This window comes from Celeribacter persicus, from assembly GCF_003050785.1.
Lineage (GTDB): Bacteria > Pseudomonadota > Alphaproteobacteria > Rhodobacterales > Rhodobacteraceae > Celeribacter > Celeribacter persicus.
In genome coordinates this window covers 78,310-102,796 of record NZ_QAOH01000010.1, presented here as the reverse complement: position 1 = coordinate 102,796, position 24,487 = coordinate 78,310, and the positions used below count along the sequence as shown (strand labels likewise).

27 protein-coding genes are annotated in these 24,487 nt (G+C 58.7%); 14 read left to right on the top strand and 13 right to left on the bottom strand.

Annotation, left to right across the window (positions count from 1 at the left end; translation table 11 throughout):
* The first annotated feature begins 58 nt into the window (after nt 1-58).
* Nucleotides 59-256, top strand: coding sequence for a DUF1674 domain-containing protein (locus tag C8N42_RS13660; RefSeq protein WP_107817124.1), 198 nt, complete (start codon nt 59-61; stop codon nt 254-256).
* Nucleotides 257-313: 57 nt separating this feature from the next.
* On the opposite strand, the gene dapB is transcribed toward C8N42_RS13660, so the two are convergent.
* Nucleotides 314-1,123: a 4-hydroxy-tetrahydrodipicolinate reductase gene (gene dapB / locus C8N42_RS13655; RefSeq protein WP_107817123.1), complete on the bottom strand. Its 810-nt coding sequence runs from the start codon at nt 1,121-1,123 to the stop codon at nt 314-316.
* A gap of 100 nt (nt 1,124-1,223) precedes the next feature.
* Here dapB and rbfA point away from each other — a divergent pair, with 100 nt between their 5' ends.
* The 3 genes from rbfA to C8N42_RS13640 are packed head-to-tail and all read left to right on the top strand — an operon-like array spanning nt 1,224 to nt 3,110.
* Nucleotides 1,224-1,643, top strand: coding sequence for a 30S ribosome-binding factor RbfA (gene rbfA, locus C8N42_RS13650; RefSeq protein ID WP_107817122.1), 420 nt, complete (start codon nt 1,224-1,226; stop codon nt 1,641-1,643).
* Between the two features lie 12 nt (nt 1,644-1,655).
* Nucleotides 1,656-2,564, top strand: a complete 909-nt coding sequence (gene truB / locus C8N42_RS13645) for a tRNA pseudouridine(55) synthase TruB (protein WP_107817121.1) — start codon at nt 1,656-1,658, stop codon at nt 2,562-2,564.
* Nucleotides 2,565-2,603: 39 nt separating this feature from the next.
* Nucleotides 2,604-3,110 (top strand): DUF1643 domain-containing protein, encoded by a 507-nt coding sequence (locus tag C8N42_RS13640; protein WP_107817120.1) that lies wholly within the window; start codon nt 2,604-2,606, stop codon nt 3,108-3,110.
* Here C8N42_RS13640 and C8N42_RS13635 read toward each other — a convergent pair whose 3' ends face one another.
* Nucleotides 3,111-4,547, bottom strand: a complete 1,437-nt coding sequence (locus C8N42_RS13635) for a calcium-binding protein (protein WP_146168275.1) — start codon at nt 4,545-4,547, stop codon at nt 3,111-3,113.
* Between the two features lie 190 nt (nt 4,548-4,737).
* On the opposite strand from C8N42_RS13635, the gene C8N42_RS13630 reads away from it, so the two are divergent.
* Nucleotides 4,738-5,034, top strand: coding sequence for a DUF5665 domain-containing protein (locus C8N42_RS13630; protein ID WP_107817118.1), 297 nt, complete (start codon nt 4,738-4,740; stop codon nt 5,032-5,034).
* 152 nt (nt 5,035-5,186) lie between these two features.
* Nucleotides 5,187-5,456 carry a 30S ribosomal protein S15 gene (gene rpsO, locus C8N42_RS13625; RefSeq protein WP_107817117.1) on the top strand — a complete coding sequence of 90 codons (270 nt, stop codon included), beginning with the start codon at nt 5,187-5,189 and terminating at the stop codon, nt 5,454-5,456.
* 105 nt (nt 5,457-5,561) lie between these two features.
* Here the strand turns inward: rpsO and C8N42_RS13620 are convergent, their stop codons facing one another.
* The gene (locus C8N42_RS13620) at nt 5,562-6,290 is read right to left on the bottom strand and encodes a Crp/Fnr family transcriptional regulator (protein WP_107817116.1); all 729 of its coding nucleotides are present in this window, start codon (nt 6,288-6,290) and stop codon (nt 5,562-5,564) included.
* 92 nt (nt 6,291-6,382) lie between these two features.
* On the opposite strand from C8N42_RS13620, the gene C8N42_RS13615 reads away from it, so the two are divergent.
* Entirely contained in the window at nt 6,383-6,763 is a 381-nt protein-coding gene (locus C8N42_RS13615; protein ID WP_107817115.1) for a hypothetical protein, read from the top strand.
* Nucleotides 6,764-6,776: 13 nt separating this feature from the next.
* On the opposite strand, the gene C8N42_RS13610 is transcribed toward C8N42_RS13615, so the two are convergent.
* The gene (locus tag C8N42_RS13610) at nt 6,777-7,550 is read right to left on the bottom strand and encodes an SGNH/GDSL hydrolase family protein (RefSeq protein ID WP_245890136.1); all 774 of its coding nucleotides are present in this window, start codon (nt 7,548-7,550) and stop codon (nt 6,777-6,779) included.
* Between the two features lie 281 nt (nt 7,551-7,831).
* Between C8N42_RS13610 and putP the strand changes: the two genes are divergently transcribed.
* The 3 genes from putP to C8N42_RS13595 all read left to right on the top strand — a co-directional run bounded on the left by putP (nt 7,832) and on the right by C8N42_RS13595 (nt 12,917).
* A complete protein-coding gene (putP, locus tag C8N42_RS13605) occupies nt 7,832-9,307 on the top strand; it encodes a sodium/proline symporter PutP (RefSeq protein WP_107817114.1) in 1,476 nt (491 codons plus the stop codon).
* 254 nt (nt 9,308-9,561) lie between these two features.
* Complete coding sequence (pnp, locus tag C8N42_RS13600) at nt 9,562-11,694, top strand: polyribonucleotide nucleotidyltransferase (RefSeq protein ID WP_107817113.1); 2,133 nt, start codon at nt 9,562-9,564, stop codon at nt 11,692-11,694.
* A 335-nt stretch (nt 11,695-12,029) separates the two neighbouring features.
* The gene (locus C8N42_RS13595; RefSeq protein ID WP_245890134.1) at nt 12,030-12,917 is read left to right on the top strand and encodes a glycosyltransferase family 2 protein; all 888 of its coding nucleotides are present in this window, start codon (nt 12,030-12,032) and stop codon (nt 12,915-12,917) included.
* Here C8N42_RS13595 and C8N42_RS13590 read toward each other — a convergent pair.
* The 5 genes from C8N42_RS13590 to C8N42_RS13570 form a co-directional block, all read right to left on the bottom strand.
* The gene (locus C8N42_RS13590; RefSeq protein ID WP_211309194.1) at nt 12,914-13,567 is read right to left on the bottom strand and encodes an SAM-dependent methyltransferase; all 654 of its coding nucleotides are present in this window, start codon (nt 13,565-13,567) and stop codon (nt 12,914-12,916) included. The two genes, C8N42_RS13595 and C8N42_RS13590, sit on opposite strands and share 4 nt — an antisense overlap.
* 46 nt (nt 13,568-13,613) lie before the next feature.
* Nucleotides 13,614-14,504 (bottom strand): glycosyltransferase family 92 protein, encoded by an 891-nt coding sequence (locus tag C8N42_RS13585; RefSeq protein ID WP_107817112.1) that lies wholly within the window; start codon nt 14,502-14,504, stop codon nt 13,614-13,616.
* Between the two features lie 197 nt (nt 14,505-14,701).
* Nucleotides 14,702-15,349 carry a peroxiredoxin gene (locus tag C8N42_RS13580; protein WP_107817111.1) on the bottom strand — a complete coding sequence of 216 codons (648 nt, stop codon included), beginning with the start codon at nt 15,347-15,349 and terminating at the stop codon, nt 14,702-14,704.
* Between the two features lie 103 nt (nt 15,350-15,452).
* Nucleotides 15,453-16,100 carry an RluA family pseudouridine synthase gene (locus C8N42_RS13575; RefSeq protein WP_107817110.1) on the bottom strand — a complete coding sequence of 216 codons (648 nt, stop codon included), beginning with the start codon at nt 16,098-16,100 and terminating at the stop codon, nt 15,453-15,455.
* 30 nt (nt 16,101-16,130) lie between these two features.
* The gene (locus C8N42_RS13570; protein WP_107817109.1) at nt 16,131-16,592 is read right to left on the bottom strand and encodes a GAF domain-containing protein; all 462 of its coding nucleotides are present in this window, start codon (nt 16,590-16,592) and stop codon (nt 16,131-16,133) included.
* Nucleotides 16,593-16,681: 89 nt separating this feature from the next.
* Here C8N42_RS13570 and C8N42_RS13565 point away from each other — a divergent pair, with 89 nt between their 5' ends.
* Nucleotides 16,682-17,026, top strand: coding sequence for an STAS domain-containing protein (locus tag C8N42_RS13565; protein WP_107817108.1), 345 nt, complete (start codon nt 16,682-16,684; stop codon nt 17,024-17,026).
* A 58-nt stretch (nt 17,027-17,084) separates the two neighbouring features.
* Nucleotides 17,085-17,507 carry an ATP-binding protein gene (locus tag C8N42_RS13560; RefSeq protein ID WP_245890132.1) on the top strand — a complete coding sequence of 141 codons (423 nt, stop codon included), beginning with the start codon at nt 17,085-17,087 and terminating at the stop codon, nt 17,505-17,507.
* Between the two features lie 38 nt (nt 17,508-17,545).
* Here C8N42_RS13560 and hspQ read toward each other — a convergent pair whose 3' ends face one another.
* Complete coding sequence (gene hspQ, locus C8N42_RS13555) at nt 17,546-17,872, bottom strand: heat shock protein HspQ (RefSeq protein ID WP_107817106.1); 327 nt, start codon at nt 17,870-17,872, stop codon at nt 17,546-17,548.
* 85 nt (nt 17,873-17,957) lie between these two features.
* Here hspQ and C8N42_RS13550 point away from each other — a divergent pair, with 85 nt between their 5' ends.
* Nucleotides 17,958-18,839, top strand: a complete 882-nt coding sequence (locus C8N42_RS13550; protein WP_107817105.1) for an AEC family transporter — start codon at nt 17,958-17,960, stop codon at nt 18,837-18,839.
* A 92-nt stretch (nt 18,840-18,931) separates the two neighbouring features.
* A complete protein-coding gene (locus C8N42_RS13545) occupies nt 18,932-19,516 on the top strand; it encodes a transglycosylase SLT domain-containing protein (RefSeq protein WP_107817104.1) in 585 nt (194 codons plus the stop codon).
* Between the two features lie 6 nt (nt 19,517-19,522).
* On the opposite strand, the gene C8N42_RS13540 is transcribed toward C8N42_RS13545, so the two are convergent.
* The 3 genes from C8N42_RS13540 to C8N42_RS13530 form a co-directional block, all read right to left on the bottom strand.
* Nucleotides 19,523-20,158, bottom strand: coding sequence for a LolA family protein (locus tag C8N42_RS13540; protein ID WP_107817103.1), 636 nt, complete (start codon nt 20,156-20,158; stop codon nt 19,523-19,525).
* A gap of 73 nt (nt 20,159-20,231) precedes the next feature.
* Nucleotides 20,232-23,198 (bottom strand): DNA translocase FtsK, encoded by a 2,967-nt coding sequence (locus C8N42_RS13535; RefSeq protein WP_107817102.1) that lies wholly within the window; start codon nt 23,196-23,198, stop codon nt 20,232-20,234.
* Between the two features lie 12 nt (nt 23,199-23,210).
* A complete protein-coding gene (locus tag C8N42_RS13530; protein WP_107817101.1) occupies nt 23,211-24,392 on the bottom strand; it encodes an aminotransferase class I/II-fold pyridoxal phosphate-dependent enzyme in 1,182 nt (393 codons plus the stop codon).
* Nucleotides 24,393-24,487: the final 95 nt, after the last annotated feature.

The following is a 24,487-nucleotide window of genomic DNA, read 5'->3' as shown; positions in this document are numbered from 1 at the left end:
GTCCAACCCCGTATATCACAAGGGCAAGCCGGACAAGATCATCCGAAAGGAACGCCCGATGAGCGACGATACTCCAGATCGCGATATTTCCCACCTGCCCCCCGCCGCCCAGCGCGCGCTGGCCGAAGCAGAGGAACGTCGCAAGGCCCGCGAAGAGACGGTCAAGGCCATGCCCACCGAGCTTGGCGGCCGTGACGGCCCGGAACCTGTGCGCTACGGCGATTGGGAGAAAAAGGGCCTCGCCATCGACTTTTAAAGAAAAACCCGCAGTCACCTGCGGGTTTTATTTTGAGTATTTCGACCAAGAAGAATCTCAAAGGCCCAGCACGTCGAGCATATCGTATTCGCCCGGCTTCTGCCCCTGCCCCCAGAGCGCAGCTTTCAAGGCGCCCTTGGCAAAGAGCGAGCGGTCCGAGGCCACGTGGCGAAGAATAATGCGCTCCCCCTCGCCCGCGAACATCACGTCATGCTCACCGATAATGTCGCCGCCACGGATGGCGGAAAAACCGATGTCACCCTTCTTGCGCGCGCCGGTGATACCGTCCCGCCCCGAGTCACGTACGTCTTCGAGTTTCACACCCCGGCCATCGGCGGCGGCCTCGCCCAGCATCAGCGCGGTGCCCGACGGCGCGTCCACCTTGCGGTTGTGATGCGCTTCGATGATCTCGATATCGTAATCGGCATCCAAGGCAGCCGCGACCATTTTTGTAAGCTTTGTCAAAAGGTTGACCCCAAGCGACATGTTCCCTGCGCGGATGATCGTCGCATGACGGGAGGCAGAGGCAATTTTTTTGAGATCGTCTTCCGTCATGCCTGTGGTGCCGATGACATGGACGCAGCGCGCCTGCGCCGCCAACCCCGCGAATTCGACCGTCGCAGCAGGTGCGGTGAAGTCGATCACGGCCTGCGCATGGGCAAAGACCGCAAGCGCATCATCCGTGACGGTCACACCCAGAGGCGCACCACCCATGGCCTCGCCCACATCGCGCCCGATCCAATCACTTCCCGCACGCTCGACCACTCCCACCAGTTTGCACTTGTCCGACGCCACAACGGTCTTGATCAGCATCTGACCCATGCGGCCTGAAGCGCCGGTGATGACAATGCCGGGAAGCTCGCTCATGTTCTTCACTCCTGAATTCAGTCGCGCGAGCTTTAGCGCGTGAAAGCCGCTTTGGTAAAGCCCGCTTGCATGAAAGGTCAATCGGGACTATCTCGCGCTCATGGCAAAACGATCTCATTCCGGCGGACCTTCGGGTTCGCACCGTACCCTTCGCGTGGGCGAAGCCATCCGACGCCGTCTGTCCGAGATGCTGTCCCGGGGCGAAATCCACGACCCCGATCTCACCGCGATGTCGATCACGGTGGGCGAAGTGCGTGTGACTTCCGATCTGCGCATCGCGACCGCCTATATCCTGCCTTTGGGCGGAAAGTCGGCGGGTACAGCCTTGGAAGCGCTGCGCCGTAATAAGGGTGAGATTCGTCATCAGATCGGTAAGGCGCTTGGCATCAAGCATACGCCGGAACTGAAATTCGAGTTCGACGACACGTTCGACCGGATGGACGCCACGCGCAAGATGTTCTCCGATGAACGCGTTCAGCGCGACATTCATCACGACGCCGAGTCCGACGAAGAAGAATAACGGAGAAAATCAATGGCCCGACGCAAAAAGGGGCGCGCGGTTCACGGTTGGCTGATCGTGGACAAGCCCGCCGGCATGACCTCCACCTCCGTTGTCAACAAAGTGCGCTGGGCATTCGACGCCCAGAAGGCGGGCCATGCCGGCACGCTTGACCCGGATGCAACCGGCGTTCTGGCCGTGGCTTTGGGCGAGGCAACGAAAACCGTGCCGTTCATCACCGAAGCGCTGAAATGCTACCGGTTCTCCGTGCGGTTCGGGCAGGCGACGAACACCGACGACGCCGAAGGTGAAGTGATTGCCGAGAGCGATGCGCGCCCGACGGATGCACAGATTCTCGATGCCCTGCCACAGTTCGAAGGCGACATCATGCAGGTGCCGCCGAAATTCTCCGCCGTGAAGATCAACGGGGAGCGGGCCTATAAGCTGGCGCGCGATGACGAAGAATTCGAGATTGCCGCACGGCCGCTTTATGTCGAAGAGCTGAAATTCATCGAACGCGTTGACGACGATCATGCTCTGTTCGAAATGACCTGTGGCAAGGGCGGCTATGTCCGCGCGATTGCCCGCGATCTAGGCGAAGCTCTGGGCTGTTTCGGCCATGTGGAATGGCTGCGCCGCGAATGGTCCGGGCCTTGGGATGCCGAGGACGGGATTTCCATCGCCGAGATCGACGAGATGGCCAAGACCGAGGCACTCGACGCCTATCTGCGCCCCGTCGAAGAGGGGCTGTCTGATCTCGATGAGGTGGTGTGCACACCCGAGGGCGCGACGCGTCTGCGCAACGGCAATCCGGGCATGGTTTACCCGGCAGATGGTGTCGAATATGGCGATGAGGTCTGGGCTTCGTTCGAGGGTAAACCCGTGGCCGTGGGGCGTTACAAATCGGGCGAATTACACCCGTCGCGGGTCTTCAACCTCTGATCCCTTGATTTACCGGGTCGGAGCAGCCATTCAAAGCGCATGATCACACGCACCCATACCAAGGGCGACGCGCCCTCCACCGCCGTTTACTCCGATTGCGAACGCTACCGTTATTCGCTGGTCCGGGTCTGGGAGCCGGAGGGACGCAAGGCCCTGTTCGTCATGCTCAACCCCTCGACCGCCACCGAAGTGCAGAACGATCCCACCGTGGAGCGCTGTGAACGTCGCGCGCGGGCGCTTGGGTTCGGGTCGTTTTGCGTGACGAATATCTTCGCCTGGCGCGACACCGATCCGAAGAAGATGCGGGCTGCCGCCGATCCTGTCGGACCGGAAAATGACGCGACCATTCACGACTGGGCGCTTTGGGCGGATCAGATCGTTTGCGCCTGGGGCACCCATGGCGCACATCTGGATCGGGGGGCGCAAGTCGAGCAGGTTTTGCGCAACACCGGGCGCGATCTCTATCACCTCGGCCTTTCGAAAGCCGGGCATCCAAAGCACCCGCTTTACATCGCCTATACTCAGCAACCTGAGTTGTGGCCCTGATCAGGCAGACAATGCTGTAGGGCTCACCTCGATCGTAACATCGTCGAGCGTGACATTAGGTGCGCCGTAGAGCACAGCCACCAGATCGCCATTGACGATCACCTGACTGGAGAGGCCGTCCTCGATCTGACTGACCTCGACATCGAGCGCCCCGTCATAGCTTTCATCCGGATCGAGAGTAATGCGCAGCATGTCCGCGCCCTCGGTAAAATCGGTGATCTCGGCATGACCGACATCGGCATTGACGTCGTAATAGAGCCAGAATTCATCGGCCCCCGCCCCGCCCGTCGCGGTATCCTCCGCATCCATCAGGAACATGTCGTCGCCATCGCCGCCATAAAGCGTATCTGCCCCCTCATCCCCCGAAAGCACGTAGGACGACCCCGTATCGTTGCCCGCATAGATCACATCGTCCCCGGTGCCACCCGACAGGATCGCCGCACCATCGCCACCATAGATCGTATCATTCCCGTCACCCGCGTCGACAATCGCCGCATCGTCGCCCGTGGCGATCACATCATCACCCGCGCCACCGGTAACGATATTCAACGTGCCCTCGGTCACGATCACCGGCATGCCATTGTCGTCAAGGGCCAGAGTCGCATCCGTGCCGCCCTGCATCGCGTCATCGGCCAGAACGAGAGTGTCACCCTCATCGCCCAGCACATGGTCCACCATGTTTCCGATCGGCATTCCCGTGGTATCGCCCGCATCCTCATCCGGGGTCAGCGCCACATCCTCCGGGCCGCCATCGGGACCGGCTTCATCCGGGATATCCGGATTGTTCACTTCGATCACCTCATCGGCGGGATCGCTGTCGGGACCGGCCTCGTCTGGAACGTTGGGATCATTCGGTTCGATCGCATCGAAATCACCGAGTTCTTTCAAGGCATAAAGGTTGCTCCCTCCCGACTCGGGATCAAGCACCTCTACGGAAATATCGTCCACGGGAAGAGTATCATAGCCAAGGAAAGACAGGGTGGTTTCATCCTCATCCGTGGCATAGGACAAGCTCACACCGGTCTCATTTCCCGCCCCGTCGGTCAGCGGCTCAACGATGAAGTTCCCCGCCAGACCATCATCAAGTGTCAGAGTGACGTGATCTTCCCCCTCGGTGAAATTGGCAAACAGCGTTTCACCAGCCCCGGTCACAACCGCATAATCCTCACCCGCACCGTCGGTCCCGCCGTTTTCCTCAAGCATTTCACCGCCTAGAAGCGTCGCATCCGCAACCGTGTCTTCATCAGAGGCGGAAAACGTCGGGCCGGCATCAGCATCTTCTGAACTGTCAGACAGCAAATCACCTTCTCCGGTTTCACCCGAAGACGTCTCGGTTGCACTATCGGGATTTTCTCCATCGTCAGCGACAGGTTCTTCGGAACCTGCGCCGATCACGGCCACTTCGTTTAAGGCGAACGCAGCCGGCACGAGTCCCATCAACGCCAAAGCCCATAACATACGCCCATACCTCGCAAATTCCACACCCGCGCCAACTATACTCCAGCCCTCTTCAAGCGAAAGAAAATTATCTGGAAAACTTTATCTAAACATCTGTTAGAAAAGGTTAATTTTCATTCTTTGAAAATATGCTTAAAACTAGAGGCGACTCGGACAGGTGGAACAGGACATGGCGGAACAGGAAAACGAGTTCTCGAAGGACATCAGGGCGCTGACAGAAGAGCTCGACAGGCTGAACAATCACAATTTCATCCGCATCCAGAATTCAAAACTGCGCATGATGTGGTTTCAGTTCCTGCGGGGGCTGGCCTTCGGTTTCGGATCGGTGGTCGGCGCCTCCATCGTGGTATCTATCGTCGGCTATATGCTCAACCAGATGGAGGTCGTGCCGATCATCGGCGACTGGGCCAAGCAACTGGCCAGTGAGATCCTGAGCGAAACCCAACGGGTCGAGACCGGGCAGTAAACCCGGCAACAACCGGAAAAAGCTTTCCTTTTCAGGAGAATCCGGTTAAACGCGCGCATTCCCGGTCAGAGCATCGGGAAGATTCTCCAAGGGCCCTGCTGGACGACATCCCGGCTTGCGCCATAACCCTTTGTTTTCGAAAGGAGACCCCGATGTCGATTACGGTTGAAGAAAAAGCACGCCTGATCAAGGAATTCGGCACCAAAGAGGGCGACACCGGCTCCCCCGAAGTTCAGGTTGCCATCCTGTCCTCGCGCATCGCAACGCTCACCGAGCACTTCAAAACCCACAAGAAAGACAACCACGGTCGTCGTGGCCTTCTCAAACTGGTCGCCCAGCGCCGCAAGCTGCTCGACTACGTGAAAGGCAAGGACGAATCCCGCTACCAGTCCCTCATCGAGCGTCTGGGCCTGCGTCGCTAAGCCAGCGGTTGCGCCACAGCGCATCCCATGGACCGCTCTGGCGATCCGCATGTTTTTCGAAAGGCCCTCTTCGGAGGGTCTTTCCTTTTGCGGGGATCGTACCTTTCAGATCAGTGGGCGCTGCACCACGTCCTCTTCCTCGATCAGAGCATAGCCCTGCAATTTCTCCCGGTCGAGAATGTGCAACTCGCCTTCGCTCCACTTGGCCACCCTGCGCGACCGTAACACACCCAGCGTCTTGTTGGTGTGCACCAGAGACAGGCCCAGCGCATCCGCCACATCCTGTTGCCGATAGGGCAAGGGCGCACGATTGCCGTTTGCCAGCCCGAGATGCGACAGCCGGTCGAACAGTTTCAAAAGCGCCCAGGACACGCGCTCAAGCCCCTTGCGCTGTCCGACCGTCACGAGGCTTTGCCCGAGAAACGCCTCCTCGGACGCCGCCAGCCACACAAGGTCATAAGCCCGCCCCGGATGGTTCTGAAACAAGCGCCAGAGATCGCTCCGCCGGAACGTACAGAGCACCATCGGCGTCGTGGCCTCCACCGAATGTGCCGCCTCGCCCATCACACCGGCCTGCAAACCGACGAAATCCCCCGGCAGGATGAAATTGATCACCTGGCGGCGACCGTTTTCAAGCGTCTTGTAACGCACGCCCATGCCGCTCAGGATGGTATAAAGATGTGGCGTTTCAGAGCCTTCAATCTGGATCGTCGTCCCCGCATCCACGCTCAGCTCGCCGCTTTTGAAACCCTGCGTGAAGGCAAGCTCCTGCTGGGAAAAGGGTAGAAAGCAATCTTTCTTGCGCAAGGGGCAATTTTTACACTCGACAGTCACACAAACATCCTCCGGCTATGTCGTAGTTTAATTCCCCAAACCGCATTTTGGTTCATTTTACAGATGATTTTTCCAAACAGGTTTGCCCCGCCATGTTCTCCCATTCCGCAACCCCTGCCGTTCAGAGCGAGGTTTTTCTAATCGTTGCCGAAGAATACGCGTTGGGAGAGAGCCTGCATCTGGCCCTGCTGCGCGCAGTACCCGGCGCAGAGATCTACCGGGTCGCAACGCCGGGCGAGGCGATTGTCACACTCAGCCAGCTGTCCCATGTAACGGTCGCGTTTCTGGCCATGCCCGCAGCAGAGGTGAACGCCGGAGTTCTGGAACTCAGACTGTTGCAGCGTGGAGCACGGATCGTGCTTCTGATCTCTGTGCCACCGCACATCGAACCGCGCTATGAAACACTATTATGGCCACAGAACCTGAGTGCACTGGTTGCTTTTCTGCGACCGACCGCTTCGGATCAGACCTGAGCACTGCTCCGCATCAGCGCGTCTCATCCACTTGCCGGATCAGATCCGCGAGCTTCTGCCCGATCACTCGCGAGCCTTTTTTCGAGGGGTGAATCATATCCGCTCCGTGAAAGGAGCGGTCGCCTTCGGGCACAAGTCGCGACAGATCGAGGAAATACACCCCGTCCATCGCCCGCACCATATTCGCCACCCGCGCTTCGAACGCATCGCCGAGCTCACGACATGAGTCGATCATCGAGTCGACCCCCGGGCTGCGCAGATAACCGAGGTAGACCACCCGCGCCCCTTTCTGACGGATCTCATGGGTCAATGCCGGAATCGCCCCCGCAGTTCCGCCCGCCGAAATCATCCGGTTCATCTTGCGCTCGCAGGCCCCACAACCACAGCCCAGCCACAGGTCATTGCCACCGCCATTGATCACCACCCAATCCACAGCTTCGCCGCGATATTGCTTGGTGATGTTCATGCCAATGGCGCCAGAAATCGGCAGGCCATACAGGATGCGCGCGCCCCCCATCGCCCGGTTTTCCACCGGCTCTCCCAGCACCCGTCCCAGCACATCGGCGATGGAATTGCGTGACACCAGATGCCAGGCCATCATGGAATCCCCAAGCGCCAGAATGCGCGGCTCGCCTTCCCCACTGTCGATCTGTGGTGCGTCGTTCGCAGGCGCGGCTCGGGAGGTAATCTCGCTGCCATTCGCAGACGCAATTTCACCGGACACGATCACGGCGGACATGGTCAGAAAAAGAAAGGTCAGGATGGATTTCATTCGGGCATGTAACATGGACGACGCTCTTTGCACTCTGGCGACAAAAAAAGATTCGGTGGCCCACCCAGCCTTATCCTTCAGCAATGCCACAGCGACCCGCCACATGTGAACCGAAAAATTTTCATTCCGACAAATAGTCAAATACTCTAATGTTCTTCATTCGTTTTGGATTTTTTACTGACAAAGTCGCCAAACAGTCCAGTTTCACCTTATTTGCATGAGCATTACAGTCTTTTCTTGTCTCGAAATGTCACATCTGCATGCTCCCGGAAAAATTCCAACAAGGGGAAAATATAATGGAATTTGGAGTCTGGGTCAGTCTGATCCTCTATTTCGTGCTGATGCTCGCCATCGGCTTTTATGCCTGGCGCAAATCCACGGACACGGCTGAGGGCTATGTTCTGGGCGGGCGCAATCTTCACCCGGCCGTTGCAGCCTTGTCGGCGGGGGCGTCCGATATGAGCGGCTGGCTTCTGCTCGGTCTGCCCGGCGCCCTTTATGCCTCCGGCCTGATTGAGGCCTGGATCGGCATCGGGCTTTTCGTCGGCGCGCTGATCAACTGGATCGTCGTTGCACCGCGCCTGCGCGAACAGACCAAGCGCTATGACAACAGCCTCACCATCCCGGAATTCCTCGCCAACCGCTTTCCAACCGCGGCCACCACGCTGCGCGTCGTCTCTGCGGTGATCATCGTGGTGTTCTTCGCGGTCTACACGGCCTCGGGTCTCGTCGGTGGTGGCAAGCTTTTCGCTTCGGCTTTTGACGGCTCCTATATGACCGGCGTGATCCTCACCCTCGGCGTGGTGCTGGCTTATACCGTCTTCGGCGGCTTTCTCGCCGTGTCGCTGACCGACTTCGTGCAGGGCTGCATCATGATGCTGGCACTGATCATCATGCCGATCGTCATCCTCACCACCGGTCAGGGCAATGGCGTCGAACAGGCCGCCGAACGTCTCGCAACCGAGGTCGACCCGAATTACCTCTCGATGACCCACGGGCTGACCCTCGTTGGCTTCCTGTCCACCGTGGCATGGGGCCTTGGCTATTTCGGCCAGCCGCATATCATCGTGCGCTTCATGGCCGTGCGCACCGTCAAGGAAGTGCCGGTCGCCCGGAACATCGCGATGCTCTGGATGGCGATCTCTCTGATCGGTGCCATCGGTGTCGGCATCTTCGGCCGTACCTACATGGAGCGCAACGGACTGACGCTCGAAGACCCTGAAACCATCTTCATCGTGCTCTCCGAACTGCTGTTTCATCCCCTGGTGACCGGCTTCCTCTTCGCCGCCCTTCTGGCCGCGATCATGTCCACCGTGTCTTCTCAGCTTCTGGTGTCCTCCTCCTCGCTGACCGAAGACTTCTACAAAGTCTTCCTACGCCGCAACGCCTCCGAACATGAGCTTGTGAACGTGGGCCGAGTCTGTGTTGCGCTCGTGGGTGTGGCCGCGATCCTGATCGCCTCCGATCCCTCATCCAACGTGCTGGGCCTCGTGTCCAACGCATGGGCCGGGTTCGGTGCCGCCTTCGGTCCGCTGATGATCCTGTCGCTGACCTGGAAACGCATGACCGGCGCAGGGGCCGTGGCAGGTCTCGTCGTCGGTGCGGGCACCGTGGCGTTCTGGATCATGTCCGGGCTCAACAAAAGCTTCATGGATCAGGGCCTCTACGAGATCATTCCGGGGTTTGTCGCCTCCTTCATTGCGATCCTCGTCGTCAGCCTGCTGACCAAGGATCGGGGCGAATTCCGCCCAATGGAGACACCGGCCGAATAACGGACGAAGCGATCCGGTCACAATCCTTTGAGAAATGCAAACGGGCGGCCATGCGTCGCCTGTTTTCCTGTGTTTCACGCACAACTCGCGACTTGGCGCAGCGGTCATTTTGCTGTATGCGGCTCAGCATCTGAGACGTAACGCAACAGACCCCGGCGTTGTGAAGGTAAGATATGGGGTCGGCGGCAATGGGGCCGCCAGATAAACGGGAGACCCGAGAGGGCTCGGGAGTGCTCCCCAGTAGGATACACTTGATGTTCAACGAAGTGAAAAAATCGATCCAGTGGGGCGAAGAAACCCTTACGCTGGAAACGGGCAAGATCGCCCGTCAGGCCGATGGCACCGTCATCGCCACCCTTGGCGAAACCTCGGTGATGGCCAACGTCACATTCGCCAAACAACAGAAAGAGGGCCAGGACTTCTTCCCCCTCACTGTTCACTACCAGGAAAAATACTACGCCGCCGGTAAAATCCCGGGTGGCTTCTTCAAACGCGAAGCGCGTCCGACCGAGAAAGAAACGCTCACCGCACGTCTGATCGACCGTCCGATCCGTCCGCTCTTCGTGCCGGGCTTCAAAAACGAAGTTCTGGTGATGTGCACGGTGCTGTCGCACGATCTCGTCAACGACCCGGACGTGGTCGCAATGATCGCCGCCTCCGCCGCCCTGACCATCTCCGGTGCGCCGTTCATGGGCCCGATCGCAGGTTGCCGCGTTGGTTTCGAGGATGGCGAATACATCCTGAACCCGACCGTCGACGACATGCAGGACCTGCGCAACAATCCGGACCAACGTTTGGACCTCGTTGTCGCCGGTACCAAAGACGCCGTGATGATGGTGGAATCCGAAGCTTACGAGCTGACCGAAGACGAAATGCTCGGCGCCGTGACCTTTGCCCACGAACAAATCCAGCCGGTCATCGACCTGATCATTGATCTGGCCGAAGAGAGCGCGAAAGAGCCATTCGAATTCCAGTCCCCGGATTACTCTGCTCTCTACGAGGCGGTCAAAGCCGCTGGCGAAGAGAAAATGAAAGCCGCCTACGCGATCCTCGACAAACAGGAACGTGTCGCTGCCGTCGCTTCCGTCAAGGAAGAGATCAAAGCCGGTCTATCTGAGGAGCAACTTTCTGACGCGAACCTCGGCTCCGCTCTGAAGAAACTCGAATCCAACGTGCTGCGCTCTTCTGTTGTGAAAGAAGGCAAACGCATCGACGGACGTGCGCTCGATCAGGTCCGCCCGATCACCTGCGAAACCGGCCTCTTGCCGCGCACCCACGGTTCTGCTCTGTTCACCCGCGGTGAAACTCAGGGCCTCGTCGTGACCACGCTCGGCACCGGCGACGATGAGCAGATCATCGACGCGCTGCATGGCAACTTCCGCTCCAACTTCCTGCTGCATTACAACTTCCCGCCGTACTCGGTCGGTGAAGTGGGTCGTGTGGGCTCCCCGGGGCGTCGCGAAATCGGTCACGGCAAACTGGCATGGCGCGCCCTTCAGGCCGTTCTGCCCGCCGCCACCGACTTCCCCTACACGATCCGCGTTGTGTCCGAGATCACCGAGTCGAACGGCTCCTCCTCGATGGCTTCCGTCTGTGGCGGCTCTCTGTCGATGATGGACGCCGGTGTGCCGCTCAAATCCGCTGTTGCGGGCGTGGCCATGGGCCTCGTTTTGGAAGACGACGGTGAGTTCGCGGTTCTGACCGACATCCTCGGTGACGAGGATCACCTCGGCGACATGGACTTCAAAGTGGCAGGGACCGAAAAGGGCATCACCTCGCTGCAAATGGACATCAAGGTGCAGGGCATCACCCCGGAGATCATGAAGCAGGCTCTCGCTCAGGCGAAAGAAGGCCGCATGCACATCCTCGGCGAGATGAACAAGGCGCTCTCCGGTGCTGGCGAATTCTCCGCCCACGCGCCGCGCATCGAGACCATGCAGATCCCGACTGACAAGATTCGTGAAGTGATCGGCTCCGGCGGCAAGGTCATCCGCGAGATCGTGGAAACCTCCGGCGCGAAAGTCGACATCAACGACGACGGCGTGATCAAGATCGCCTCCGCCAATGGCGAGGCGATCCAGAAGGCTTACGACATGATCTACTCGATTGTGGCCGAGCCGGAAGAGGGCCATGTCTACAAAGGCAAGGTCGTCAAACTGGTCGATTTCGGCGCTTTCGTGAACTTCTTCGGCAAGCGTGACGGCCTTGTGCACGTCTCCCAAATCGAGAACCGTCGCCTGAACCATCCGTCGGACGTTCTGAAAGAAGGTCAGGAAGTTTACGTCAAACTTCTCGGCTTCGACGACCGTGGCAAGGTCCGCCTTGGCATGAAAATGGTCGATCAGGAGACCGGCGAAGAGGTCAAAAAAGAGGAAGAAGCCGAATAATCGGTTTCCCTTTCGCGAAATGGAAAAGCCCCGCTTTTGGCGGGGCTTTTTGTTTGAGTATTTGCGCACAAAGGAACCGCAAAACGTAAATTACCTCTGTCATTTCGTAACATGCGTCAGAGATACCCGGCAAAATCCGCCGATGGCCCATCAAAGACCGAAAACCGACTTTCTCCGCACCTCAGAAAATGGAATACAGGCTGGAAAGCCCTTCTTAGTTTTGTTTCCGAGTGCACCCATGACCCCGAACCGCCTTCATCAGCATCTTCACATTACCGTTGCCGCTCTGACCCGACGACGCCCCCAGATGGTACAGGCACTGATCGAGTCGTGGGGTGATAGACCTTCCCGCGAACTGCACCACACGTTGCCTCATCGTCGAAAACGACGAACAGCCTCACAGCCACCCCCTCGTCACCGCAACCCCGATTCTGCCGAATGGTGCCGAGATCAGTTATGTGCTTGAAACCGAAACTGGCATCCCCTTTGGCCGCAACCGTGCCGCGAAAGAGGCACTTGCGCAGGGGGCCGATCTGCTTGTTTTCGTCGATGACGACGAAACCGTCGCAAAAGACTGGCTCGTAAAACTGGTCGACGGGTATCGTCATAGCGAGTCGGTATTGTTGGGGGCTCCGCTGCGTGTTGCGCCACCCATCGCGCATATGACACCGCTTCAATCGGCAATATATGAAGGTCTGATCGAAAAATACCGAGAGAAAGAAAAGCGGGCGCTCGAAAAAGCCACGCTCAACACAACCCCGGGTATCACGGTTGTTACCAACAACTGGCTGGCTGAAACCCGGCTGTTTCACGATGAAAATATCTGGTTCGACGAAACCATGCGCTTTACCGGTGGAACCGATACAAAATTCTATGAAACCGTAAAAGGAAAAGGGTTCAAAACCGGTTGGGTCCACGACGCATATGCCTATGAAAGCATTCCGGTTCAGCGTCTGAGTTTTTTGTATCAGTACCGTCGCGCCCGCGATCAGGCAAATACGAATTTCCATCGCCATCTCATGAGAAAGCCACGAGCGCGCTACCAAATCTTGCTCCGAACCCCTGGCAAGATCATTCAACTGTGCTTATTGGCCTTGGCGATTCCATTCTCCCAGAGACATTCGCTTCTGAAACTGGCCCGTACCTCTGGCTCATTTTTTGGTAAACTGGGCGCTATATTCGGGACGCGTTCGAATCATTACATCAAGACATCCGGGCATTAAAATTTCAACTTCTTACGCTTTTTCTGAGCTGGCACGAAAGTCGTTCTTGAAAAATCTTTGACGATTTCGAGCCAGTACCCGGCAAGATTGGTTTTGCCCGGAACGATTTCGAAAACGGCCATACGGCCAACCCGCTGGGTCGGTTCTATGACTTTCTCAATCCAATGATATCGGCTGCGATCTGAATAGTCATCGAACAAGAGCAACACTGGAGCCTTGGCATTCAGGATTGTCGCCAGAACGCAGGCAGTGCGAAATCTGCCATCGACCAGAACAACATCGGGATGTTGAAAATCCTCACGCTCCCAGACAGCCAGCGCATAATTCGGAAAATTCTGTGACGCACTGTTGTCGTATGGTTTCCCCCAAAGCCCGACGGGGCCGATGTCTGAGTGAATGACTTTCGCGTGACCTCCAAACCCATGACGTCCGATGATCGTGTTTAATGAAGCGGCCCAAACCGGATCGCTTTCAATTGCGACAACGTGCTTTCCGAGCCGGGCTGCCAACATCGTCGAACCTCCGCTCCCATACTCAAGGATCGTACTGGCCCCCTCATAGGCAGACTCCAGAAATTTCTTTTCATCCTCCGGAAAGGTCAGCTTAAGCTCATCTACTGGCGCATGGCTCTTTCGTTCGACTTCGGTCATCTCTTTAAAATCCGAACTTGTGAAACATCTTACTTCCAATACAGGCTTACGTCCCTGCAAACCACCTTTTTGCCACCAGATCCTCCACACTCTCCGCCTCGATCTGATCGACCTTGCGCATCACGCGACGCATGTGATCTGCCTCGTTCTGCGTCATGTTCGAGCCGCGCGCAATCTTGGCCTGAAGTTCACTGTTCGAGCGAGTGTAATAGTGGTTGAGCTGGATATGGTCGGCGGAATAGAAGCCCGGCTTCTTGCGATCAGAGGCGGAGGCGCGCACACCCTTGTCATTCACACTCTCAGCCGATCCATCCGTCTCAATCGAATGCACCTTGAGTCCCGTCACATGACACGGGTCGACGATCATCTTGAAATTGCACATGCCTTTCAGCGGACTCATCGGGTCCGGGTGACGTCGGGTATAATTGGCAACGATGCCACCCTCGGGAGCCTCCTCGAATCCGTTGCGCCCGAACATGTGCCACGGGAGCGAGATATTCACCTCCCCCTCCAGATGCATCAGGCACTCCGGCAAGGTCTCCGCCGATTTCGGCACGAGGAATTCATCTACGTCAATGAAGGACATCCAGCGGAACTGATCGCCGAAATTCGCCACCGCATGAGCGTAGGCCAGCACCTGATTGTGAATCTCCACCCCAGCCCCGTCGCGCAGTTTCTGGTGCCACGGGATCACGGAGACATTCTCGATCCCCACCGCGGCAACCAGTTGCACCAGCGTCCCATCCATGGACCCGTTGTCATACACATAGAAATGCCGCACGCCCGCCTTGCGGTGAAACCGCCCCCATTCGCCGATATGGCGCTCTTCGTTGCGCACGATGAGCACGATCGCGATACCATGCCGATCGGGCAGCGGCGCGGGCGGATCGAGTGCGATGCGGGAGATGGATTTGGTGCGGCGCAGTGCTGAAAACATGAAAAACCCCTGTTCGCGGGCAGCCTAAAGCGTTTCGACTTTAACTTGATTTATCACGTAAAGTCGAAACGCTCACTCCGCTTGAACGTTGTACAGCGTTTCTGCTCAAACCTTGTGTCAGGTTTAAGCAGAAACGCTTTAATGAATTGGGCCACGGGCGAACAGGGGCGATTTTTACGGCGTTACGGCCTGAGCGCTCAGGCTTTCACGAAACGCAGGTACGGCAGCTTGATGTCCACCTCGCCGAATTTCTCTTTCGCCTCGTCATCGGACAACGACAGGGCGGCAATCACGTCCTGACCCACGGCCCAGTTGGCAGGCGTTGCGAGAGGCTTGCCGTAGGTTTTCTGCACACCGTCGAGCGCGCGGAGCACTTCGGCAAAGTTGCGGCCCACGGACATCGGGTAAAGCATGGAAAGCTGAAGCTTCTTGTCCGGGGAGATGATGAACAGCGCGCGCACGGAGGCCGCATCGGCTGCGGTCGCGTTTTCATCGAGATACGCGTCAGCCGGCAGCATGTCATAGAGCTTGGAGACGGCCAGATCGGTGTCGCCGATGATCGGGAAACCCGCTGGCGCGCCGGAGAAGGATTCGATGTCTTTTTTCCACGGGGTGTGCTCTTCGACCGGGTCGGTGGAGAGACCGATCACCTTGGTGTTACGCTTTTCCCATTCTGCGGAAAGCTGCGCCACGGCACCGAATTCGGTGGTGCAGACCGGGGTAAAGTCTTTCGGGTGGGAGAACAGGATGGCCCAACTGTCGCCGATCCAGTCGTGGAAGCTGATTTCACCCTGATCGGTTTTGGCGGTAAAGTCGGGAACGATGTCGTTGATGCGAAGACCCATGGTCATCTCCTCTGAATTAAGTGCGTCGTCTACTAACTTAGATACATTCTAAATATAGAATTTCCACCCTGTTTTAGGACGCCGCGACAAATTTACTCGGGTTTTAAAACGGACATTTCGCCGTAAAGGACAGCCCGGCCCCACCATCGGGATGACGCAGCCGCAATTGCTCGGCATGAAGCATGAGTCTTGGAGCAATTCGGGCTTCGCCGGTCGCATAGAACGGGTCCCCCATGATTGGATGCCCGATCGAAAGCATATGCACTCGCAACTGGTGCGAACGCCCGGTTTTGGGCATCAACCGCACCCGCGTCTGGTTTCCCTCGTAACGCACCACACGCCAGTTTGTGACAGCGGGCTTGCCGGTCTCATGACAGACCATCTGTTTCGGGCGGTTCGGCCAGTCGACGATAAGTGGCAAGTCCACCGTTCCCGTTTTCTCCGCGATATGACCATGCACCCAAGCGACATAGGTTTTCTTAGTCTGACGTTTCTCGAACTGAAGTCCGAGGTGGCGCTGCGCATGGGGTGTCATGGCGAAGACCATCACCCCCGAAGTGTCCCGGTCCAGACGGTGTACCAGCAAGGCCTCAGGGAAGGTCGCATTGATCCGCGACATCAGGCAATCGGCCAGATGCTCCCCCTTGCCCGGAACGGACAAAAGCCCCGAAGGCTTGTCCACCACGAGGATTTCGTGGTCCAGATGCAGAATGTTCAGCGGCTCTTGCGGGGGATTGTAATCGTCACTCATCGCGGTCTCTTTCGTCTCCCCGCGCGGGTATCACGACCGGCTCACATTGGCAAAGACACTGTCGAGAATTGCGCCCAACCGATCCGCATCCTCTTGGGTGAAGGCGTCGGGGAAATCGCTGTCGAGATCGAATACTCCCAGCAGATCGCCTTTCGCATTCTGGACCGGCAGAACGAGTTCCGAGCGCGTCGAAGAGGCGCAGGCGATATGTCCTTCGAAGGCCTCGACATCCGGGACAAGCTGCGCCTGACGCGTACGCGCGCAGGCGCCGCAGACCCCACGCTCGAACGGGATCACAAGGCATCCGTGCCCGCCCTGATACGGCCCGATTTTCAAAAGTCCCTCGGAAACAACACGGTAGAAACCCGTCCAGTGAAACCGGTCATCCGAGTGATGCACTTCACACACCAGCGTGGCCATCAGCGCGACCTCATCCGTCTCCCCCGCACAAAGCGCTGCGATGCGAGATGACAACCCATCATAATCCGGCATGTTTTTCTCCCTTTTCCTGCTCCGCGCAAACCCATTGGTAAGATTTCAGCCGTAGGATCAAGCCCGATACAGAAATAAAGGTACGGGATATGAAACTGACCCATCAGGATTTTGATGACGTGCGAATCGTGAGCGTCGTCGAAAACCGCATCGACGCGGCCTGCGCCATCCAGTTCAAGGACGAGATGCGTGCGCTGAGCGACAGTGGCCCCGCGCGGATTGTTCTCGACCTCGAAAATGTCGAATTCCTCGACAGTTCCGGCCTCGGCGCCGTCGTCGGCGCGCTCAAAGCGGTCCGCCATGGGCAAAGTCTCGAACTTGCCGCGCTGCATCCCACCGTACAACGGGTCTTTCACCTCACGCGCATGGATACCGTTTTTTCCATTCACACCAGTGTCGCCACCGCAGTCGAGGGCATTGCGAATGCGTCCTGAGGGCAATCTCAGCCGTCAGGAGACCTGGGAGGTTCCACCCCAACCGAAAGAGCACACGTTGAGAATCATCCTTCCGGCAACCGAAGCCGCGGTGCGTCGCGGGTTGGAAAGCATCAAGAGCGGGCTGGGATCGGTCGGCTATGGCCAAGATGAACTTGCAAGCCTTGAGATCGTGCTGGCCGAGGCGCTCAACAACATCGTCGAACATGCCTATGCGGATCATTCCGATGGGATGATCGAAATTCATTTGTCCCAGACCGCGAAAGGTCTTTGGTGCACGATCCTCGACAATGGCCAGATGATGCCCGGAGGCGAACCACCTATTGGACGGAGCGCCAATCTCGATTGCGAGGTCGCGGACCTGCCGGAGGGGGGCTTCGGCTGGTTCCTGATCCGGGAGTTGGCGCATGAACTGGAATACGTCCGCGAGGGTGACCGCAACCGCCTCTGCTTTCGCATGTCCATCGGGCATATGGCCTGACCAGGCAAGGGGCTGCCCCCTCCTATATGCCGGTCAGATCAGTTCAACTGAAAATGTAGCGGATAGGCGCCGTCCTCGAACGGGCCGAAAAGATCGTCCAGATCGGGATGCTGGATTGGTTCCCCGGAGTAATCCGCCACGAGATTCTGCTCGGACACGTAAGCCACGTAATAGCTCTGATCGTTTTCCGCGAGCAGGTGATAAAAGGGCTGGTCCTTGCTCGGGCGCACGTCCTCGGGAATGGCGGCATACCATTCCTCGGTGTTGGAGAACATCGCATCGACATCAAACACCACCCCCCGGAAACTGTGCTTCCGGTGCCGGACAACCTGTCCCAGATGATATTTGGCGCGTGTCGACATCATAATATTGCAACCCCCATTCTTGGTTAGTAGACCTTTCAAACGGTCTCTGTCCACGGGGGGCGGCCCGAGAAATGGGAAACAGTCTGTGAACCTTGTTTTGACAGTGCTCGAAATCGTCGCACCGGTGTTTCTTCTGGCGCTGATCGGCTTCACATGGGTCAGGACCGGCCACGAGTACCGGCTCGAATTCGTCACCAAGCTCACCATGACCCTCTCGGTCCCCGCGCTGATCTTCACCGCGCTGGTCAAGGCCGATATCGAACCCGCCGCGCTCTCTGCCCTCTCACTTGCCTCGGTCGTGGCCTATGGCGGTGTCACCATTGCGGCCTGGCTCGTCGTCAAGATGATGGGGCTCGACAGCCGCACCTACCTCGCGCCCTTGATTTTCGGCAACACCGGCAACCTCGGCCTACCGCTTGCGCTTTTCGCCTTCGGCGAAGCCGGTCTGAGCTATGCCGTCGTCGTCTTCGCCGCCATGGCGCTCTGGTCCTTCACCTTCGGCGTCTATGTCACGGCGGGCGGCGGATCGCTCGGCAAGGCGTTTAAAGAACCGCTGGTCTGGGCCACCGCCCTCGGTGCACTGTTCCTGTGGCGGGGCTGGACACTTCCCCCCTTCGCGATGAACACACTGTCGCTTTTGGGCCAGATCGCCATCCCACTCATGCTGATCACACTTGGCGTTGCCGTTGCACGGTTGCACCCGCACGGGCTCGGTCGCGCTGCCCTCATGTCCTTGGGCAAGGTCGTGCTTTGCGCCGGGATCGCCGCCCTCGCCGGCCTCTGGTTCAACCTCGCCCCCGTACCCTTCGCCGTCCTCGTCGTCCAGGTCGCCACCCCGGTTGCGGTCACCTCCTACATGCTGGCTGAAAAATACGGTGCGGATTCGGATGCGGTCGCCGCCTTGGTCGTCTCCTCCACACTTCTGTCGGTGATCTATCTGCCGGTTCTGCTGGCCCTGCTGATCTGAGCCACCGAGCCGCGCCCACGTTCACAGGAATGCCATTTCACAGCATCGTCAAATCCGGTATGCTGGCCGGAAATATAAAGCGAGAGGCAGTTATGAGCAGACGTCTTCGCGCACTTGCAGTCTTTCTCCTGCTGGCAGCCTGCGGCGGAGGCTATAACAGTGCGCCCAGAAATCTCGACAACGCATGTTCCATTCTGGATCAGCGCCCGACTTATTTGCGCGCGATGAAGAAATCCGAACGCAAATGGGGCATTCCGGTCCATGTCCAGATGGCGACCTTCTATCAGGAAAGCAAATTCGACGGCGATGCCCGCACCCCCTTCCAGTTCGTCCTGAACGTGATTCCGATGGGACGGCAAAGCTCGGCCTTCGGCTATGCTCAGGCGCTGGACGCCACATGGGACGAGTATCGCGAGGAACAGGGACGCCGGGGCGCGAAACGCACCCGGATCGAAGACGCTACCGACTTCATGGGCTGGTACATGGCGGAGTCTTCGGAAAAGCTTGGCATCTCGAAATACGACGCGCGCAACCAGTACCTCGCCTATCACGAGGGCCGCAGCGGTTACGCTCGCGGCAGTTACAATTCGAAAGCTTGGCTAGTCCGCGTCGCAGGTTCCGTTGCCGACCGCGCCGAGATTTATCGCCAGCAACTCACCGCCTGCGGCAAAATCTGAACCGGATCAGTCGAGCGGCGTTCCACGTCGCTTGGCTTCCGTTCGGATATTGAACTCCCCATCGGACACCGATCCGCCCAGTTTCATCTTGGTGAGCTGAACCGTGGTGGAACCGCCCGTCTCATCATGGATCACCCAGGCCTTGAGCACCGGGGTCGGGCTGAAGATCATGTCGATGGAGCCGTATTCCGGATGGTCCGGGTCCTGTGCCCGCACCACCGTATCGCCGTTCTGTTCGGTGTGAGAAACGACCATCTTCGCCTTGCTCAGGTCGATATTGCGCGCCAGCATCAGCGACAGCGGCGTCTGCGACAGCGGGAAACGTTGCGGCGGCTCGTTGGAACCGGGATCGAAGATCGCCACCTGCCCGCCTCCGACCATCACCAGCGCATCGTTAGCCCCGCCATAGTCGAGCCGCATCCGCCCCGGCCGTTTGATCGTCACCGAGCCTTGCGACCGGGAGCCATCGTCATTGATCTGGGTGAACTCGGCCTCGACCGTCCCGAGACCGTTGAGGTAATTCGAAAGCGTCGAGAGCGGCAATTTCTCCGCCGCCGCAGGAACGGCGAGGGACAGGGTAACAAGAGCAGGCGCAAGGGCCTTGAGAGGGGCCCGGAGAGAAGCTGTGAGAATCTGTTTCATGCCTGAGATATAGCCGCTCGCGACACCAGTTCCACCTCTCGGCACATCACAGCTCACGGAATTTCGCGTGAGCTTATTGCTCCGGCACCAGAATCTCGCGTTTTCCGACATGGTTCGCCGGAGACACGACCCCCTCGTCCTCCATCTGCTCCACCAGACGCGCGGCCTTGTTGTAGCCGATCGCCAATTTGCGCTGGATGTAAGAGGTCGAGCATTTGCGATCCTTGATCACGATGGCCACTGCCTGATCGTAAAGCGCATCCTCGCCGGAGGTATTGCCGCCAACCCCAAGCCCCAGAACCGCGTCGATATCGGCGGATTTCTCGTCATCCGGCCCCTCGACCACACCGCCCACGTAATCCGGCGGCCCATAGGCCTTGAGATAGGAGACGACCTTTTCGACCTCTTCATCGGAAACGAACGGCGCGTGGCAGCGCTGGATTTTCCCGCCGCCTGCCATGTAGAGCATATCACCCATGCCCAGAAGCTGTTCCGCCCCCTGCTCACCCAGAATGGTGCGACTGTCGATTTTCGAGGTCACCTGGAAGGAAATCCGGGTTGGAAAGTTCGCCTTGATCGTGCCGGTGATGACGTCCACGGAGGGACGCTGCGTCGCCATGATCAGGTGGATACCCGAGGCCCGCGCCATCTGTGCCAGACGCTGGATACAGGCCTCAATCTCTTTACCTGCCACCATCATCAGATCGGCCATCTCATCGACGATCACCACAATATAGGGCAGCGCCTCGGGCTGGAATTCCTCGGTCTCGAAGATCGGATCGCCGGTCTCGTCGTCAAATCCCGTCTGCACCGTGCGCGAGAACAGCTCGCCCTTCGCGAGCGCCTCTTTGACACGCCCGTTGTAGCCGTCGATGTTACGCACGCCCATTTTGGACATCTTGCGATAACGGTCTTCCATTTCCGCCACGACCCATTTGAGCGCCACCACGGCCTTTTTCGGGTCGGTCACAACCGGCGAAAGCAGGTGCGGGATGCCGTCATAGACCGAAAGTTCGAGCATCTTCGGGTCGATCATGATCATCCGGCACTCTTCCGGCGTCAGCTTATAGAGCAGCGACAGGATCATGGTGTTGATCGCCACGGATTTGCCGGAGCCGGTGGTCCCCGCAATCAGGAGGTGCGGCATCTTTGCTAGGTTCGTCACCACTGCGTCGCCGCCAATATCCTTGCCCAACGCCAGCGGCAGGGAATGCTTGCCGTCGCCATAATCGCGCCCCGACAGGATTTCGCGGAAGGACACCATTTCACGATGTTCGTTCGGCAGTTCGATCCCGATCACCGAACGCCCCGGCACGGTCGACACGCGTGCCGACAGCGCCGACATCGAGCGCGCAATGTCATCCGCCAGACCGATCACGCGGCTGGCCTTAAGACCCGGCGCGGGTTCGAGTTCATACATGGTCACGACCGGCCCCGGTCGCACCGAAACGATCTCGCCCTTCACGCCATAATCGTCGAGCACATTCTCCAGCATCCGGGCGTTCTCTTCGAGCGCCTCGTCGGACAGGGTGTGCCGCACGATATTGACCGGATTATCCAAAAGCGACAGCGGCGGAACCTCGTATTCGGCCTCTTTCGGGTCGAATTTCAGGCTGGGTTGCGCCTCCGCCTGCGCCTGTTTCGAGGGCACGACAGGTTTACGCACCGGATGCTGCACCACGCGCTTCGCCTCGGGGGAGGCGGGTTGCGCATGCTCGAAACGAGCGGGCTGCGGCGCCACGTAATCCGGCGTTTCCACCGGCTCATAGGCATTCTCATAAGACTCTTCGTAGGCTTCGAGCGGCGCATAGTCCGTCTCGAACTCCTCCACGTCAAAGCCATCATAAGACGCATCATAGGCCTGCAACGTCTCCGCCTCAGGCCCCGTCATGGCAGGCGTCGTATCGAGGATCATCGGGCGCGGACCCTTCTTGTACTTCGCAACCGCCTTTTGCGCGGCGGTCAACGGCGGCTCCACACGGCTCGCCCCCGGCACAACCGCACGCGACCCGGCACGGGCACGCGAGTTGATCACATTGGCGATTTTCGAGCGGATACGATCATCCTGCCCCGGCAACGTCTCCACATCGGGGGCCAGATCCGGCTCGATCAGTTCGGGTTCCGGATCCTCAATCGCATTGCGTTTGAGAAGCGTCGGCATCTTGGCGAAAAGCGAAGGCTTGGTTTCCACTTCCGACGTGGGCATCGGAGCGGTAACCGGCGCGGACATGGGAACCTCCCGCGCATCGGCCCGGATCACCCGCGACCCATAACGCGGCTCCTGCATCTGCGCGGCAAAGGCGGCCTGTTCCTCGGCAATCTGACGGCGTTCCTCACGACGCTCCTCACGCCGCACCGCCGCCTTCTCCGCCATACGCTGCCCGAGATGCACAGACCCGCGCGCACTGCGTCCCATCACATGCAGCATCAGAGCATAAAGCGACACCAGCCCCCAAAGCAGGAAACGCCCCAGGTCCAACATCTCGGAGCGGGTGAAACCAAAGGCAAAAAGCGCCAGCATCAACGCCCCGAAGAACGACATCACCGCCAGAAGTTTGAGACTGAGCGCAGCCCCAAAGGGCACAATCTGGATCAACGCTGCCAGAACCGTGTCGCCAAACAGCCCGCCAAAGCTCTGCGGCGCGCTGGAGGCATGGGTCGAGGCATAGACCGCCGCCACGGCAATGGCGATCGGCACGAACACCGCCCGCGCCAGCGCCCGCTCGGACCCGCGGTGCAAAATATAACGCAGCCCCCAAGCCAAAAACCCAAGCGCAAATCCCCAGGAAGCCACGCCGACAATGATCATCAACGGCGAAGCAATCGAGGCCCCGAACCGCCCGAGAATATTGTTCACGGGCGCTTCCGTCGCCGACAGCCAGCTCGGGTCCTCAGGTGTGTAGCTCCCGAGCAGCAGGGCAAAGATCAGCCCGACCGCCAAAAGGCCGAGCCCGATCAGCTCCCGCCCCCGGCGTTCCAGCAATATCTGGGTGTTTTTGTCGAACAGCGGATCGCGACCACGTGCCTGATAGGATGCCATGCCTGCCTCTTTTTAACCGTACAAACAGTCGCGGAGCCTGATCAGCCCGCGCTGTGTCTCTTCTTTTGGGGCCACCAGAGCGACCCGGATGTAATGCTTGCCGGGGTTTTCCCCGTTCACCTCGCGCGACAGATAGGCTCCGGGCAGCACCCGAATGCCGGTTTCCGTCCAAAGCTTCATTGCCGCCTCTTCGCCATCCGTGACCGGCAGCCAGAGGAAAAACCCCGCCTGTGGGGCCTCCGCACCCTGAATGCCCGAGAACACCTCATCGGCCATATCGAATTTCTCGACATAGAGTTGGCGCGAGGCGGCGACGTGCTCCTCATCCGCCCAGACCCGCGCGGACACCGCTTGGATCGGACCGGGCAACGGCGCGCCGGAATAGGAGCGAAGCCGCTGGATGCGCAACATGTTTTCGGGACCCGAGGCCACGAACCCGGAGCGCAGCCCCGGCAGGTTCGAGCGTTTCGACAGCGAGTGGAAAATCACCACGCGCTCCGGGTCCGCCCCCATCTCACGCGCCACTTCGAGCGCGCTGACAGGCACCTCGTCACGGTAAATCTCGGAATAACACTCGTCGGAAAACACTTTGAAATCGTGTTTTTCAGCCAAATCAATCAGATCACGCAGATAGTCACGCGAGGCAATCGCCCCTTGGGGGTTTGACGGGCTACAGATATAGGCAATCGCCGTGCGGTCCAAAACCTCCGTGGGCAGACCCGCATAATCCGGCAGGAACCCTGTTTCGTGCGTTGCGGGCACGAACACCGGCTCCGCCCCGATGGTCGTCGCGGCGACGGCGTAAACCTGATAAAATGGATTAGGCGTCAGCACGACCGGCTGTTTGCCGTTTTTCGTCTCAGGACAAAGCGCGATACAGGCGTTCATCAACCCTTCACGCGTGCCGTTCAATGCCATGATGTCGGTCATCGGATCGACCGTGACACCAAAACGCCGTTCCAGCCAGCCCGCAATCGCACCCAAAAGCTCATCCGAGCCGTTGTTATTGGGATATTTCGCGAAGCCCGCGATATTCTCCGCCATCACCTCCGCCACGAAAGACGGCATGGCATGGCGCGGCTCACCGATGGTCATATGCATGACCTCGCCCCCCGGCGCATGCGCGTCGAGAAGGCTCCGCAAACGCGGAAAGGCGTATTCCGGCAGGTTGGAAAACCGCTCAGGGAACATCATGAAACTGCTACTGCCTCTGTATTTCCGGATCTTTTCGCCCGGGTGATTACGATCAGGATAACCGCGCCGCACCAATTGGTCCAGAAAAAGACGGA

What these genes read in the sequence shown, in the direction of transcription:
- C8N42_RS13660 (WP_107817124.1), top strand. Translation starts at nt 59, where the DNA reads ATGAGCGACGATACTCCAGATCGCGATATTTCCCACCTGCCCCCCGCC.
- dapB (WP_107817123.1), bottom strand. Translation starts at nt 1,123, where the DNA reads ATGAGCGAGCTTCCCGGCATTGTCATCACCGGCGCTTCAGGCCGCATG.
- rbfA (WP_107817122.1), top strand. Translation starts at nt 1,224, where the DNA reads ATGGCAAAACGATCTCATTCCGGCGGACCTTCGGGTTCGCACCGTACC.
- truB (WP_107817121.1), top strand. Translation starts at nt 1,656, where the DNA reads ATGGCCCGACGCAAAAAGGGGCGCGCGGTTCACGGTTGGCTGATCGTG.
- C8N42_RS13640 (WP_107817120.1), top strand. Translation starts at nt 2,604, where the DNA reads ATGATCACACGCACCCATACCAAGGGCGACGCGCCCTCCACCGCCGTT.
- C8N42_RS13635 (WP_146168275.1), bottom strand. Translation starts at nt 4,547, where the DNA reads ATGGGACTCGTGCCGGCTGCGTTCGCCTTAAACGAAGTGGCCGTGATC.
- C8N42_RS13630 (WP_107817118.1), top strand. Translation starts at nt 4,738, where the DNA reads ATGGCGGAACAGGAAAACGAGTTCTCGAAGGACATCAGGGCGCTGACA.
- rpsO (WP_107817117.1), top strand. Translation starts at nt 5,187, where the DNA reads ATGTCGATTACGGTTGAAGAAAAAGCACGCCTGATCAAGGAATTCGGC.
- C8N42_RS13615 (WP_107817115.1), top strand. Translation starts at nt 6,383, where the DNA reads ATGTTCTCCCATTCCGCAACCCCTGCCGTTCAGAGCGAGGTTTTTCTA.
- C8N42_RS13610 (WP_245890136.1), bottom strand. Translation starts at nt 7,550, where the DNA reads ATGTTACATGCCCGAATGAAATCCATCCTGACCTTTCTTTTTCTGACC.
- putP (WP_107817114.1), top strand. Translation starts at nt 7,832, where the DNA reads ATGGAATTTGGAGTCTGGGTCAGTCTGATCCTCTATTTCGTGCTGATG.
- pnp (WP_107817113.1), top strand. Translation starts at nt 9,562, where the DNA reads ATGTTCAACGAAGTGAAAAAATCGATCCAGTGGGGCGAAGAAACCCTT.
- C8N42_RS13590 (WP_211309194.1), bottom strand. Translation starts at nt 13,567, where the DNA reads ATGACCGAAGTCGAACGAAAGAGCCATGCGCCAGTAGATGAGCTTAAG.
- C8N42_RS13585 (WP_107817112.1), bottom strand. Translation starts at nt 14,504, where the DNA reads ATGTTTTCAGCACTGCGCCGCACCAAATCCATCTCCCGCATCGCACTC.
- C8N42_RS13580 (WP_107817111.1), bottom strand. Translation starts at nt 15,349, where the DNA reads ATGGGTCTTCGCATCAACGACATCGTTCCCGACTTTACCGCCAAAACC.
- C8N42_RS13575 (WP_107817110.1), bottom strand. Translation starts at nt 16,100, where the DNA reads ATGAGTGACGATTACAATCCCCCGCAAGAGCCGCTGAACATTCTGCAT.
- C8N42_RS13570 (WP_107817109.1), bottom strand. Translation starts at nt 16,592, where the DNA reads ATGCCGGATTATGATGGGTTGTCATCTCGCATCGCAGCGCTTTGTGCG.
- C8N42_RS13565 (WP_107817108.1), top strand. Translation starts at nt 16,682, where the DNA reads ATGAAACTGACCCATCAGGATTTTGATGACGTGCGAATCGTGAGCGTC.
- hspQ (WP_107817106.1), bottom strand. Translation starts at nt 17,872, where the DNA reads ATGATGTCGACACGCGCCAAATATCATCTGGGACAGGTTGTCCGGCAC.
- C8N42_RS13545 (WP_107817104.1), top strand. Translation starts at nt 18,932, where the DNA reads ATGAGCAGACGTCTTCGCGCACTTGCAGTCTTTCTCCTGCTGGCAGCC.
- C8N42_RS13540 (WP_107817103.1), bottom strand. Translation starts at nt 20,158, where the DNA reads ATGAAACAGATTCTCACAGCTTCTCTCCGGGCCCCTCTCAAGGCCCTT.
- C8N42_RS13535 (WP_107817102.1), bottom strand. Translation starts at nt 23,198, where the DNA reads ATGGCATCCTATCAGGCACGTGGTCGCGATCCGCTGTTCGACAAAAAC.
- C8N42_RS13530 (WP_107817101.1), bottom strand. Translation starts at nt 24,392, where the DNA reads ATGATGTTCCCTGAGCGGTTTTCCAACCTGCCGGAATACGCCTTTCCG.